The organism is Enterobacter sp. BNK-8, from assembly GCF_048685095.1.
Classification (GTDB): domain Bacteria; phylum Pseudomonadota; class Gammaproteobacteria; order Enterobacterales; family Enterobacteriaceae; genus Enterobacter; species Enterobacter quasiroggenkampii.
Genome location: NZ_JBLQTN010000001.1, coordinates 3,077,223 through 3,090,703, shown reverse-complemented (window position 1 = coordinate 3,090,703; position 13,481 = coordinate 3,077,223). Strand labels below are relative to the sequence as shown.

General features: G+C 55.4%; 12 protein-coding genes and 1 pseudogene. 7 read left to right on the top strand and 6 right to left on the bottom strand.

The window, feature by feature from the left end; genetic code table 11:
• Positions 1–21 precede the first annotated feature (21 nt).
• From ptsI to cysZ, 4 genes and pseudogenes are all read right to left on the bottom strand, one after another.
• Positions 22–1,749, bottom strand: a complete 1,728-nt coding sequence (ptsI, locus tag ACMGGU_RS14920; protein ID WP_023332954.1) for a phosphoenolpyruvate-protein phosphotransferase PtsI — start codon at positions 1,747–1,749, stop codon at positions 22–24.
• 44 nt (positions 1,750–1,793) lie between these two features.
• Entirely contained in the window at positions 1,794–2,051 is a 258-nt protein-coding gene (gene ptsH, locus ACMGGU_RS14915; protein WP_045909449.1) for a phosphocarrier protein Hpr, read from the bottom strand.
• Positions 2,052–2,368: 317 nt separating this feature from the next.
• Positions 2,369–3,340, bottom strand: a complete 972-nt coding sequence (cysK, locus tag ACMGGU_RS14910; RefSeq protein WP_045909448.1) for a cysteine synthase A — start codon at positions 3,338–3,340, stop codon at positions 2,369–2,371.
• A 163-nt stretch (positions 3,341–3,503) separates the two neighbouring features.
• Positions 3,504–4,264, bottom strand: a pseudogene (gene cysZ, locus ACMGGU_RS14905) (sulfate transporter CysZ).
• Between the two features lie 230 nt (positions 4,265–4,494).
• Here cysZ and zipA point away from each other — a divergent pair.
• From zipA to ACMGGU_RS14890, 3 genes are all read left to right on the top strand, one after another.
• A complete protein-coding gene (zipA, locus tag ACMGGU_RS14900) occupies positions 4,495–5,478 on the top strand; it encodes a cell division protein ZipA (RefSeq protein ID WP_048226152.1) in 984 nt (327 codons plus the stop codon).
• Between the two features lie 69 nt (positions 5,479–5,547).
• A complete protein-coding gene (gene ligA / locus ACMGGU_RS14895) occupies positions 5,548–7,563 on the top strand; it encodes an NAD-dependent DNA ligase LigA (protein WP_048029625.1) in 2,016 nt (671 codons plus the stop codon).
• A gap of 1 nt (position 7,564) precedes the next feature.
• A complete protein-coding gene (locus ACMGGU_RS14890) occupies positions 7,565–7,780 on the top strand; it encodes a DUF3820 family protein (RefSeq protein WP_003861328.1) in 216 nt (71 codons plus the stop codon).
• Here the strand turns inward: ACMGGU_RS14890 and ACMGGU_RS14885 are convergent.
• Complete coding sequence (locus tag ACMGGU_RS14885) at positions 7,777–8,772, bottom strand: bile acid:sodium symporter family protein (RefSeq protein ID WP_045909444.1); 996 nt, start codon at positions 8,770–8,772, stop codon at positions 7,777–7,779. The two genes, ACMGGU_RS14890 and ACMGGU_RS14885, sit on opposite strands and share 4 nt — an antisense overlap.
• Before the next feature lie 89 nt (positions 8,773–8,861).
• Here ACMGGU_RS14885 and ACMGGU_RS14880 point away from each other — a divergent pair, with 89 nt between their 5' ends.
• Positions 8,862–9,797, top strand: a complete 936-nt coding sequence (locus ACMGGU_RS14880) for a LysR family transcriptional regulator (protein WP_111968135.1) — start codon at positions 8,862–8,864, stop codon at positions 9,795–9,797.
• On the opposite strand, the gene ACMGGU_RS14875 is transcribed toward ACMGGU_RS14880, so the two are convergent.
• Complete coding sequence (locus tag ACMGGU_RS14875; RefSeq protein WP_045909442.1) at positions 9,794–10,132, bottom strand: FlxA-like family protein; 339 nt, start codon at positions 10,130–10,132, stop codon at positions 9,794–9,796. The two genes, ACMGGU_RS14880 and ACMGGU_RS14875, sit on opposite strands and share 4 nt — an antisense overlap.
• 206 nt (positions 10,133–10,338) lie before the next feature.
• Between ACMGGU_RS14875 and xapA the strand changes: the two genes are divergently transcribed.
• From xapA to ACMGGU_RS14860, 3 genes are all read left to right on the top strand, one after another.
• The gene (xapA, locus tag ACMGGU_RS14870; protein WP_196365150.1) at positions 10,339–11,163 is read left to right on the top strand and encodes a xanthosine phosphorylase; all 825 of its coding nucleotides are present in this window, start codon (positions 10,339–10,341) and stop codon (positions 11,161–11,163) included.
• Between the two features lie 51 nt (positions 11,164–11,214).
• Positions 11,215–12,471, top strand: a complete 1,257-nt coding sequence (locus tag ACMGGU_RS14865; protein WP_420300689.1) for a nucleoside permease — start codon at positions 11,215–11,217, stop codon at positions 12,469–12,471.
• Between the two features lie 67 nt (positions 12,472–12,538).
• Complete coding sequence (locus ACMGGU_RS14860) at positions 12,539–13,426, top strand: LysR family transcriptional regulator (protein WP_420300688.1); 888 nt, start codon at positions 12,539–12,541, stop codon at positions 13,424–13,426.
• The last annotated feature ends 55 nt before the right edge of the window (positions 13,427–13,481 follow it).

Genomic DNA, 13,481 nt, shown 5'->3' with positions numbered 1-13,481 from the left:
ATTTGGGCCGCATCTCGTGGATTAGCAGATTGTTTTTTCTTCAATGAACTTGTTAACCAGCGTCATTAACTCGTCCGTTGTCGGTTGAGCAAGAGCCTGCTCTGCTAACACCTTCGCATCTTCGAAGTTCGTGTTACGGATAATCTTCTTAATGCGCGGGATGGAAATGGCGCTCATAGAGAATTCGTCCAGACCCATACCCAGCAACAGAAGTGTAGCACGTTCGTCGCCTGCAAGCTCACCACACATGCCAGTCCATTTACCTTCTGCATGAGAAGCATCAATAACTTGCTTGATCAAGTTCAGTACGGACGGTGACATTGGCTGGTAGAGATGTGAAATCATATCATTACCACGGTCAACTGCCAGGGTGTACTGCGTTAAATCATTGGTACCGATACTAAAGAAATCAACTTCTTTGGCTAAATGACGCGCAATGGTCGCCGCCGCTGGTGTTTCCACCATCACGCCGATCTCGATTGACTCGTCAAACGCTTTACCTTCGTCGCGCAGTTCCTGTTTGTAGATTTCGATCTCTTTCTTCAGTGCACGCACTTCTTCAACAGAGATGATCATCGGGAACATGATGCGCAGCTTACCGAACGCAGAGGCACGCAGGATCGCGCGAACCTGGTCACGCAGGATCTCTTTACGATCCATTGCGATACGGATTGCACGCCAGCCCAGGAACGGGTTCTCTTCTTTCGGGAAGTTCATGTACGGCAGCTCTTTGTCGCCACCGATGTCCATGGTACGGACGATAACCGCCTGAGAGCCACACGCTTCAGCCACGGCTTTATACGCGGCAAACTGCTCTTCTTCTGTAGGCAGCGCGTCGCGGTCCATGAACAGGAATTCAGTACGATAGAGACCGACGCCTTCCGCACCGTTGCGCTCAGCGCCATCAACGTCGCGGACGGTACCGATGTTTGCGCACACTTCAACCTGATGGCCGTCCAGGGTGATGGCTGGCAGGTCTTTCAGCTTAGCGAGTTCCGCTTTTTCAGTCGCAACCTGCTCCTGAACCGCGCGCAGTTTATCGATCTCTTCATTGGTTGGGTTAACGTAAACCAGATTGTTTACGGCATCCAGAATCAGATAGTCGCCGTTTTTCACCTGAGAGGTGACGCTACCGGTACCCACGATGGCAGGCAGTTCCAGAGAACGCGCCATGATAGAGGTGTGGGAGGTACGGCCACCCGCGTCGGTGATGAAACCGAGGACCTTTTTCAGGTTCAGCTGTGCGGTTTCAGACGGGGTGAGGTCAGCAGCAACCAGGATCACTTCATCCTGAATTGCGCTCAGGTCGATAATGGCCAGGCCCAGGATGTTGCGCAGCAGGCGCTTACCGATGTCACGTACGTCAGCCGCACGCTCTTTCAGGTATTCATCATCCAGTTCTTCCAGGGCAGTTGCCTGACCTTCGATAACTTCATGCGCAGCCGCGTCGGCCGTCATGCCTTTATCTTTAATCAGGGCTATGATTTCCTGCTCCAGCTCCTCATCTTCGAGCAGCATGATGTGCCCTTCGAAGATGGCTTCTTTTTCTTCACCGAAAGTTTCGCCAGCTTTAGTTTTGATTGCTTCCAGTTGCGCAGATGCCTTGGCACGACCGCTCAGAAAACGTTCAACTTCCTGATCAACCTTGTCGGCAGAAATTTTTTTCCGGTCGATGACGATCTCGTCTTCTTTCAGCAGCAGTGCTTTGCCGAAAGCGATACCCGGGGATGCTAAAATGCCTGAAATCATAACCCTACCTTACTTGTGACTGATATTTAAAAGAACCCGGAAACTTACTCGAGCTCAGCCATCAGTTTTACCAGATGCTCAACTGCTTTCTGCTCGTCTTCACCTTCCGCAGAGATGGTGACTACGGTGCCCTGAGTCAGGCCCAGAGTCTGCAGTTTGAACAGGCTTTTTGCGCTCGCGCTTTTGCCGTTGGAAGTCACAGTGATTTCAGAAGAAAAGCCTTTTGCTTCTTTAACAAACTGAGCAGCAGGGCGGGTGTGCAGACCGTTCGGAGCGGTAATGGTAACTTCTTGCTGGAACATTGTATTTCCCCAACTTATAGGTTTAGTGTTGTGGAACTAAAGTCTAGCCTGGCGACTGAACTTTAGCCTGTATTGTTAGCGCTGACGTTTCGATCGTCATTAAACATTATGCAGCGAAAGCAAGACTTGAACCAAATCATAAAATCGATTCAGCAAGGCTATTTCGTTCGCTGATTAATTTCACGCATCAAAATAATTGCTGGTTTAAATACCAGACCCTTCGGGGTGAAGCAATGCCAGGAGGGGTAAAAGTTTGAAGCAGGCCACAAAAAAGCACCTGAAAAGGTGCTTTTTTACGCGTTATTAACATGCTGGCACTACTGTTGCAGCTCTTTTTCAGTGAAGAGATCGGCAAACAGCGCGGTGCTCAAGTAACGCTCACCCGAGGAAGGAAGGATAACCACAATATTCTTATTGGTAAAGGCTTCATCTTCCTGAAGCTTGAGCGCTGCCGCAACGGCCGCACCGGAAGAGATACCCGCCAGAATACCTTCTTCATCCATCAGGCGACGCGCGGTAGAGATGGCTTCTTCGTTCGTAATGGTGATCACTTTATCGATCAGCTTCAGATCCAGGTTGCCCGGAATGAAGCCTGCGCCAATACCCTGAATTTTGTGCGGGCCGGGTTTGAGCTCTTCCCCCGCCAGCGCCTGGGTGATAACCGGTGAGTCAGTCGGCTCAACGGCAACGGTAATCAGATCTTTTTTACCCTTCGTGCCTTTAATATAGCGTGACACGCCGGTCAGCGTACCGCCGGTACCCACGCCGGAGATAAAGACGTCAACCTGGCCGTCAGTATCTTCCCAGATTTCCGGGCCGGTGGTCTTCTCGTGAATTTCCGGGTTTGCCGGGTTGCTGAACTGCTGCAGCAGCAGGTATTTCGCCGGGTCGCTGGCCACAATCTCTTCGGCTTTCTGAATGGCACCTTTCATGCCCTTCGCGCCTTCGGTCAGCACCAGGTTCGCGCCCAGCGCTTTGAGCAGCTTACGACGCTCGATGCTCATGGTTTCAGGCATGGTCAGCGTCAGCTTATAGCCGCGCGCGGCAGCAACATAGGCCAGAGCGATCCCGGTATTGCCGCTGGTCGGTTCCACCAGCTCAACGCCAGGCTTCAGTACGCCACGTTTTTCAGCATCCCAAATCATGTTTGCACCGATGCGGCATTTTACGCTGAAGCTCGGGTTACGTGATTCGACCTTCGCCAGGATGCGTCCATTACCGATACGGTTCAGTCGAACCAGGGGCGTATGACCGATAGTCAGCGAGTTGTCTTCATAAATCTTACTCATGGCCTGTCCTTAACTGTATGAAATTGGGATACCGACCCAGCATACCTGCTAAGCAGGTAGGGGGAAGTAAGGAATTCGCATATCTATATACTGCAAGGAAATAATGGGGATCAGTATGGAATAAGGGGCGGCATAAGCCACCCCTGCTTTACACATTTTTGCATTATTTCCATAACGCGTGCTTAGCACGGTAGCAGTCCACCCACATTGCCGTCGCGCCGCAGACGGCAACCGGCATGATGAACAGATTCAGGAATGGGATCATGGTAAACAGGCTGGTCAGCGCACCAAACTGCATATTGGCAACCTTCTGGCTGCGCAGGGCGGTGCGCATCTCTTTAAACGGCACCTTGTGGTTATCGAACGGATAGTCGCAGTACTGGATGGCCAGCATCCAGGCGCTGAACAGGAACCACAGCACCGGTGCCACCGTCTGGCCAATGCCGGGCACAAAATAGAGGATAAGCAGCACAATCGCGCGGGGCAGGTACCAGGCAAACTTCTGCCATTCACGCTTCATAATGCGAGGGAGGTCTTTCATGATCCCCCATATGCCCGTGTCCGGCGGTGTTGCGCCGGTAAGGCGCGCTTCCAGCTGTTCCGCCAGCAAACCGTTAAACGGCGCGGCTATCCAGTTGGCAATCGTCGAGAAGAAGTAGCCAAACACCAGCAGCACGGAGATCACCGCCACCGGCCAGAGCAGGTAGTTAAGCCACTGCAGCCAGTTTGGCACATGGCTCATCAGCGACGGGATCCAGCTCTCCAGCTTTGTGAACAGCCACCAGAACGCGCCGCCCATCAGAATAATGTTGATCAACAGCGGCAGGATGACGAAGCGTCGAATACCCGGCAGGGAGACCAGTTTCCAGCCCTGAGAAAAATACCAGACGCCGCTGCGCGGGGGGAAGAAGATGTTGAAACCATAGCCAGGCTGTACTCCTTTTTACACAACCAGTGGAATTGCCCGCCTATATTATCCACTTACGGACCAATGACCAGTTCGGAAATGTTCGAAAAACCAGCAAAAAGCACGATTTCCTTCATCTTTATGCTGTGAATGCTCTGCACACACTTGCACTTGACGTAAACGGCAAATACTCTTAGTGAGTAAATGTTTGCCGTGGTGGCAAGGTGTTAGAACAACAGAGAATATAATGATGCAGGATTTGCGTCTGATATTAATCATTGTTGGCGCGATCGCCATAATCGCTTTACTGGTACATGGTTTCTGGACCAGCCGTAAAGAGCGTTCCTCGATGTTTCGCGATCGCCCACTGAAGCGCATGAAGTCCAGTCGTGACGACGATGACAGTGAAGATGACATCGATGGAAGCGACGACGACGGCGTGGGTGAAGTTCGTGTTCATCGGGTCAATACTGCGCCCGGCGTAGGCCATGGGGAGCATGAAGCGCCTCGTCCTTCGCAGCACCAGTATCAACCGCCGTATGCTTCTGCACAGCCGCGCCAGCCAGCGCCGCAGCCTGTGGAAGAACCGGTGCGCCAGCCGCCGCAACAGCCTGTCTATCAGCAGCCTGCTGCGCCACAGCCGGTTCAACAGCAACCGGTGCAGCAGCCCGTGCAACAGCAGCCTGCACAGCCGGTACCACAACCGCAGCAGCCTGTTCATGTTCAACCTGCGCCGCAGCCCGCGCCAGCCCCGCACGTTGAGCCTGAGCCCGTTGCAGAGCCAGAACCGGTTGTTGAAAAACCGCAGCGTAAAGAAGCGGTGATCATCATGAACGTGGCCGCGCATCACGGTAGCCATCTCAACGGTGACGTTCTGCTTAACAGTATTCAACAGGCAGGCTTCAAGTTTGGCGATATGAACATTTTCCATCGTCACCTGAGTCCTGACGGTAGCGGCCCGGCGCTGTTCAGCCTGGCCAACATGGTTAACCCAGGTACCTTTGATCCGGACATGACCGGTGATTTCGTTACGCCTGGCGTCACTATCTTTATGCAGGTGCCGTCTTACGGCGACGAACTGCAAAACTTTAAGCTGATGCTGCAGTCCGCTCAGCATATCGCTGACGAAGTCGGTGGTGTGGTGCTCGACGATCAGCGTCGAATGATGACCCCGCAGAAACTGCGCGAGTATCAGGACCGCATCCGCGAAGTTAAGGAAGCTAACGCGTAATCGCCGCGTTGACTTCAACTCCTCCTCAACCCCCGCATGTCGGGGGTTTTTTCTCATTGATGGTGTGATATGGACTCAATCGAACAACAACTCACTGAACTGCGAACCACGCTTCGCCATCATGAATATCTCTATCATGTTATGGACGCACCGGAAGTCCCGGATGCGGAGTATGACCGCCTGATGCGCGAGCTGCGGGAATTAGAGGCGCAGCATCCAGAACTCATCACGCCGGATTCCCCCACCCAGCGCGTCGGCGCAGAGCCGCTGGGGGCCTTCAGCCAGGTGCGGCATGAAGTGCCAATGCTGTCGCTGGATAACGTCTTCGATGAAGAGAGCTTCCTCGCGTTTAACAAGCGCGTGCAGGATCGCCTGAAAAGCAGCGACGCGCTCACCTGGTGCTGCGAGCTGAAGCTGGATGGCCTCGCCGTCAGCCTTCTCTATGAAAACGGCGTGCTGGTGCGTGCCGCGACGCGTGGCGACGGCACGACGGGTGAAGACATCACCACTAACGTGCGTACCATCCGCGCGATCCCGCTGAAGCTTCAGGGTGACAACATTCCTGCGCGTCTGGAAGTGCGCGGCGAGGTGTTCCTGCCGCAGGCGGGCTTCGAGAAAATTAACGAAGAGGCGCGTCGCACCGGCGGGAAGGTGTTTGCTAACCCGCGTAACGCGGCGGCGGGCTCGCTGCGTCAGCTTGACCCGCGCATCACTGCGAAGCGACCACTTACTTTCTTCTGCTACGGTGTCGGTATTCTGGAGGGCGGCGAGCTGCCGGATACCCATCTCGGGCGTCTGCTGCAGTTTAAGGCGTGGGGGCTGCCGGTGAGCAACCGCGTTCAGCTCTGCGACTCGCCGGAAGCGGTACTGGCGTTCTACCACAAGGTGGAAGAGGATCGTCCGACGCTCGGCTTTGATATTGATGGCGTGGTCATCAAGGTGAATTCACTGGCGCTGCAGGAGCAGCTGGGCTTCGTGGCGCGCGCGCCGCGCTGGGCGGTGGCGTTTAAGTTCCCGGCTCAGGAGCAGATGACCTTCGTCCGCGACGTGGAGTTCCAGGTGGGACGTACGGGGGCCATTACCCCGGTCGCCCGTCTGGAGCCGGTGCAGGTGGCGGGTGTGCTGGTGAGTAACGCCACGCTGCATAACGCCGATGAAATCGACCGCCTGGGCCTGCGTATTGGTGACAAAGTGGTAATTCGCCGCGCGGGGGACGTGATCCCGCAGGTGGTTAACGTTGTGGAGTCAGAACGTCCTGACGATACGCGCGAGGTTGTCTTCCCAACCCATTGCCCGGTGTGTGGCTCGGACGTTGAGCGTGTGGAAGGTGAAGCCGTGGCGCGCTGTACGGGGGGCTTAATCTGTGGCGCACAGCGTAAAGAGTCACTGAAGCACTTCGTTTCCCGTCGCGCAATGGACGTGGACGGCATGGGCGACAAGATTATCGATCAGCTGGTTGAGAAAGAGTATGTCCACACGCCAGCGGACCTCTTCAGGCTGACCGCAGGTAAACTGACCGGTCTGGACCGCATGGGGCCAAAGTCAGCCCAGAACGTGGTTAACGCGCTGGAAGCCGCCAAAGAGACCACCTTCGCTCGCTTCCTGTACGCGCTGGGCATTCGTGAAGTGGGTGAGGCGACGGCCGCGGGTCTGGCAGCATACTTTGGTACGCTGGAGGCGCTGGAAAAGGCGAGCATCGAGGAGCTGCAGAAAGTCCCGGATGTCGGCATCGTCGTTGCCACGCACGTCTTTAACTTCTTTGCCGAAGAGAGCAACCGTAACGTCATCGGCGAACTGCTGGAAGAGGGCATTAAATGGCCCGCGCCGGTGGTGGTCAATGCTGAAGAGATCGATAGCCCGTTCGCCGGTAAAACGGTGGTGCTCACCGGCAGCCTGAGCCAGCTTTCACGCGACGATGCCAAAGCCCGTCTGGTGGCGCTGGGGGCAAAAGTGGCGGGCAGCGTGTCGAAGAAAACCGACCTGGTGATTGCCGGAGAAGCGGCGGGTTCGAAGCTGGCGAAAGCCCAGGAGCTCGGCATTGAGGTTATCGACGAAGCGGAAATGATGCGTCTGTTAGGAGAGTAACGTGGAGAAAGAGCAGCTCGTTGAGATCGCCAATACCGAGATGCCGTTCGGAAAATACAAGGGCCGCAGGCTGATTGATTTGCCGGAGGAGTATCTGCTGTGGTTTGCCCGTAAGGATGAATTTCCGGCAGGGCGACTGGGCGAGCTGATGGCGATAACGTTACTGATCAAAACCGAGGGGCTGACCCAGCTGGTGCAGCCCCTGAAACGTCCTTAAGCCTTCGCGGCGCGGGTCGCTTCCTGCGCCAGCTTTTCGGTCTGGCGCTTGTAGCGACGCGCCAGCACCGCGCAGACCATCAGCTGGATCTGATGGAAAATCATCAGCGGCAGCACCATCATCCCAATCACCGAGGTCGGGAACAGAATGTTGGCCATCGGGATGCCGTTCGCCAGGCTCTTCTTCGAACCGCAGAACACAATCGTAATTTCATCCGCTTTGTTGAAGCCGCACTTACGTGCCACAAAGACGTTTACCGCTATTACAATCGCCAGCAGGACAATGCTGACCACCACGATAAACAGCAGCGAGCCTGCCCCCACCTTGTGCCAGATCCCGTTCACGACCGCTTCGCTGAAGGCGGAGTAAACCACCAGCAGAATCGAGGTCTGGTCGGTTTTTGAGATCCACTTTTTATGCTTCGCCACAAACGCCCCGGTCCACGGACGGGAGAGATGGCCCAGGACAAACGGCAGCAGCAGCTGCAGACAGATTTTGCCCACCTGCTCAAGGTTACCTTCCGCACCGTGCATGTTCATCAGCAGGCCCACCAGCAGCGGCGAGACGAAAATCCCCAGCAGGCTGGAGGCTGATGCCGAGCAGACCGCGGCCGCCACGTTCCCTCCCGCGAGAGAGGTAAAGGCAATAGCGGACTGCACCGTGGCCGGAAGAATACAGAGATACAGGAAGCCGGTGTAGAGCGCCGGGTCGACGTTAACAGGCGCCCACCAGGCAAACAACACCCCGAGGATCGGGAACAGAATAAACGTGCTGCACATCACCCAGAGGTGCAGTCGCCAGTGGCTACCGCCCGCGATAATGGCTTCACGGGAGAGTTTTGCGCCGTGCATAAAAAACAGCAGCGCGATGGCGGCCGTCGTCAACCCTTCAAAGAACGGGACGAACCCGCCGCGAGCGGGAAAGAACGAGGCCAGTAAAACGGTAACCACCAGGGTGAGCGTAAACGGATCAACAATACGAAATAGTTTCATAATGACTCCTGAAAACAGATGTCGCTATTGTGCTTTTTTCCATTTGAGAAATAAAATTGATTTATTGCATCCATTCATGAATTAAATAGATGAATTATTCCTTACGCCAGCTTCGTATTTTCGTCACCGTCGCCCATGCCCGTAGCTTTAGCCGGGCAGGGGAGATGATTGGCCTGAGCCAGTCGGCGGTCAGCCACAGCGTGAAAGAGCTGGAGAATCAGACGGGGGTAAGATTACTCGATCGTACCACGCGCGAAGTGGTGTTGACCGAAGCCGGACAGCAGCTGGCTCTGCGCCTTGAACGGCTGCTGGATGAGCTGAACAGCACGCTCAGAGACGTGGGGAGACTTGGCCAGCAGCTTTCGGGTACCGTGCGGGTTGCGGCCAGCCAGACGATCTCTGCGCACCTTATCCCGCAGTGTATTGCCGAGGGAAGCCATCGCTACCCGGACATTGATTTTGTGCTGCATGACAGACCGCAACAGTGGGTGCTGGAGAGCATCCGCCAGGGAGATGTCGATTTTGGTATTGTTATCGATCCCGGCCAGGTGAGCGATCTGGAGTGCGAAAGCGTACTTTCAGAGCCCTTTTTGCTGCTCTGCCGTGACGACGATCCGCTGGCCGCGTTACCGGAGGTCAGGTGGCAGTCACTGCAGGGCGCGAACCTGGTTTTACAGGATTATGCCTCGGGCAGCCGTCCGCTGATTGATTCCGCACTGGTGGATCAGAGGGTCAAGGCTGCAATCGTGCAGGAGATTGGTCACCCGGCAACGCTGTTTCCCATGGTGGAAGCCGGCATTGGCATCAGCGTATTGCCCGCCCTGGCGCTTCCCCTGCCGCAGGGAAGTCGACTGGCCGTGAAGCGGTTGACGCCCGTTGTCGAGCGAAAGCTAATGCTGGTGCGGCGAAAAAATCGTTCACTCTCGGGGGCAGCGCAGGCTATCTGGGAAGTGGTGCGTATCCAGGCACAGCGATTAACCGAGGCCCGCATACGCGATCCACTGTTTAACGCATCAGAAGATTAGATGTAGATATCAATCTGATTAGTGTCTGACGGGCTATTCACGCCTTCCACTTTGCCCAGTTTTTGTTCCTGCTTCTTCTGGGCCTCTTCGGCCTGCTGGCGCTGCAGCGCGGCGAGCTGCGCCTGCAGCACTTTGATCTGGGTCTGAATCAGTTCCTGCTGCTTTTTCTTCTCATCGGTGCTGATGGGGCTGTTCGACAGCTCTTTTAACTGCTGGGTCAGCTTTTTGATCTTGTCGAGAATGCGGGTGATTTGCGCAGAGATATCGTTACTGCTCGAAGTGCCACTCGCGCCGCTGGTTTGTATCTGTTGGGTTGAAGCCTGAATGGTCGTCATACTTTTTCCTCGCGGTATAAAACAGAGGTATCGGCACCGTCGGGATTAGCTTGAGCAAAACTGCCATATCTGGCAGGGAGTTGCATCGATACACAATCAGTATTGATGGTGCGGTGAAAGTGTATTGGAGGTCACCGGCAGGCTGCGGATATAAGACGTAAGTCATGCGATCCCCGCATCGCGATCTTCATCTTTAAGGAGCCTCTATGACCCTCTCGAATAATCCGTGGTACTGCGCCGACATCATTCGCGCCGCTAAGCCAAACTTCACGCCTCGCGTGGCGTTTATTCTCGGCTCTGGCCTGGGCGCCCTTGCCGACCAGATTGATGACGCCGTTTCCCTGAGCTACGAAACGCTGCCTGGCTTCCCGGTGAGCACCGTGCATGGCCATGCCGGGGAGCTGGTGCTCGGGCATCTTGCCGGGGTGCCGGTTGCCTGCATGAAGGGGCGCGGCCATTTCTATGAGGGGCGAGGGATGACTATCATGACCGATGCGATCCGTACCTTTAAGCTGCTGGGGTGCGAACTGCTGTTTAGCACCAATGCGGCGGGCTCGTTGCGCCCGGACGTTCAGCCAGGCAGTCTGGTTGCTCTGAGCGACCATATTAACACCATGCCGGGCACGCCGATGGTAGGGCTGAACGATGAGCGCTTTGGCGAGCGTTTCTTCTCGCTGGCCAATGCTTACGACGCGGATTACCGCGCCATTCTGCAAACCGTGGCGACGAAAGCCGGCTTCCCGCTCCATGAAGGGGTGTTTGTTTCTTATCCCGGTCCGAACTTCGAGACGGCGGCCGAGATCCGCATGATGCAAATTATCGGCGGCGATGTGGTGGGCATGTCCGTAGTGCCGGAAGTGATTTCCGCGCGTCACTGCGGCCTGAAGGTCGTGGCCGTTTCTGCGATTACCAATCTCGCGGAAGGGCTGGGCGATATCAAACTCTCTCATGAACAAACCCTCGCTGCCGCTGAGCTTTCCCGCCAGAACTTTATCAATCTTATCTGCGGTTTTCTTCGCCATATTGCCTGAGTAAAACAATAAAGTGGCCCGTGAGGGCCACACTGCTATAAGGAATGGGTTATGAACATCACGACTCGCTTAAAGATGATGTCCTTTATGCAATATTTTATCTGGGGGAGCTGGCTGGTTACCCTCGGCGCTTACATGATTAACACCCTACACTTTACCGGCTCCGACGTGGGCATGGTGTACAGCTCCAAAGGACTTGCCGCGATTGTTATGCCCTCGCTGGTGGGAATTATTGCCGACAAATGGCTGCGGGCAGACCGCGCCTACGTGATTTGTCATCTCGTTTGCGCCGTCGCGCTCTGCTATGCCGCACAGGTTAATGAGCCGGGCCTGATGTTCTGGGTCATGCTGGTGAATGCGATGGCCTTCATGCCCACGATTGCGCTGTCGAATACGATTTCTTACTCCTGTCTTGAACAGGCAGGGCTGGATACGGTGAGCCATTTTCCGCGAGTGCGGGTGTATGGCACCGTGGGCTTTATTGCCGCAATGTGGACCATAAGCCTGATGGGGGCGGAGCTGAGCAACCTGCAACTCTATATGGCGGCTGCCGCGTCCGTGCTGCTGGCGCTCTATTCTCTGACATTGCCAGCCATTCCGGTGGCGAAAACAAAAACGTCTCCGTCGCTGGCCAGCAAGCTGGGCCTCAATGCGTTTGTCCTGTTTAAACAGCCCCGCATGGCGGTGTTCTTTTTATTCGCGATGCTGCTGGGGGCAGTGCTGCAGATAACTAACACGTTTGGCAGCCCCTTCCTGCATGATTTTGCGCGTAATCCGGCGTATGCCGATAGCTTTATCGTCAAATATCCGTCCATCCTGCTCTCCGTTTCGCAAATCTCTGAAGTGTTCTTCATTCTGACCATTCCGTATTTTCTCGGACGCTTTGGTATTAAAACGGTCATGCTGATGAGCATGGTGGCCTGGATGCTGCGGTTTGGGCTGTTTGCCTTTGGCGATCCGTCTGCAACAGGCTTTGTGCTGCTCATGCTCTCAATGATTGTCTATGGCTGCGCGTTCGACTTTTTCAATATTTCCGGCTCGGTGTTTGTCGAACAGGAGGTGAGCGCCGAAATCCGCGCCAGCGCACAGGGGCTGTTTATGACAACCGTTAACGGTATCGGGGCCTGGTTCGGATCGGTATTGAGCGGTATGGCCGTCGATTATTTCTCGGTGGACGGAGTGAAGGACTGGCAGACGATCTGGCTGGTATTCGCGGCCTATGCCCTGGCGCTCGCGGTGGTGTTTTATTTTAGCTTTAACTATCGCCACACCTGCAAAAACAGCGAGATGCGCACAGTTGCGCACTAAATTTCCCCTCTGGACGATGAAAGGCTTTAAGGTAGGCACATAAGTGTTATCGCCAGGATATGTTTTGATGGAACGCGCCTATCGGACCGATCTCAAGCTGCTGCGCTATTTTCTGGCCGTGGCGGAGGAGCTGCATTTTGGACGGGCTGCGGCCCGTCTCAATATGTCTCAGCCGCCGTTGAGCCTGCATATTAAAGAGCTGGAAAGCCAACTGGGGACGTTACTGTTTATTCGCCACTCGCGGAGCGTCGCGTTGACGCATGCCGGTAAGGTGCTGATGGAAGAGTCCCGTCGTTTGCTTGCCGGTGCAAACCAGGCGCTGGCTCGCGTCGAGCAGATTGGCCGGGGGGAGGCAGGGCGCATTGAGCTGGGTATTGTCGGTACCGCCATGTGGAGTGAGGTGCGCACGGTGATGCGCGCTTTTTTGAAATCGCACCCGAATGTAGATGTTGTATTCCGCGAGAAATCCCCGGTCATGCAGATGGCGCTGCTTGAGCGCCGGGAGCTGGATGTGGGCATCTGGCGAATGGCAACCGAGCCTACCGCGGGGTTTACCAGCGTGCGGTTACGCGAGGCCGCTTTTCTGGTGGCGATGCCGGAAGATCACCGACTGGTGAGCGAATCATCGATTGCGCTCGCAGAGTTGCAGGACGAGTATTTTGTCACGATGCCTTCAGCGCATTCTGACTGGGCATTTTTACATCGCGTCTGCCAGCAGGCCGGGTTTTCGCCGATGATCGTGCGTGAAGCCGTTGAGCCGCAAACGGTACTGGCGATGATCAGCATGGGCATGGTGATTACGCTTGCCGCAGACAGTTACGCGCAAATGCAGTGGCCGGGCGTGGTGTTCCGCCCGCTGAAAGAGCGTATACCGGCAGATTTGTATGTGGTGTATGACGAGAAGCAGGCGACGCCAGCGGTGAAGACGCTAATTGAAACGTTAACAGTAGTGTGATGGTTTCGTAGGCCTGATAAGCGTAGCGCCATCAGGCTATGTTTTTTATGCTCAG